The 241-nt window shown below is 66.8% G+C and carries 1 pseudogene; it reads left to right on the top strand.

Annotated elements, in window-relative coordinates:
• Positions 1–241, top strand: a pseudogene (locus ASU23_RS30915) (IS21 family transposase); the annotation flags it as partial.

Raw genomic sequence — 241 nt, 5'->3', positions numbered from 1 at the left:
GACTTTCTGCCGAAGATCGAGGAGTTGGTGGTCCGCTCGCAGGGCAAGGTCCGCGCGGATGTCATCCACGAACGGATCGTCGCGCTGGGGTTCACCGGCGGTGAGCGGACCACGCGCCGGGCGGTCGCGGAGGCGAAGGCCCAGTTTCGGGCTGGTCGGCGGCGAGTGTATCGGCCGTGGGTAACCGAACCTGGGCTGTGGTTACAGTACGACTTCGGTGACGGGCCAACGATTTCCGGCC

Source organism: Rhodococcus sp. KB6 (assembly GCF_001445685.1).
GTDB classification, from domain to species: domain Bacteria; phylum Actinomycetota; class Actinomycetes; order Mycobacteriales; family Mycobacteriaceae; genus Rhodococcus_F; species Rhodococcus_F qingshengii.
The sequence above is the reverse complement of the archived record's forward strand: the minus strand, read 5'-3'. Positions and strand labels throughout refer to the sequence as shown.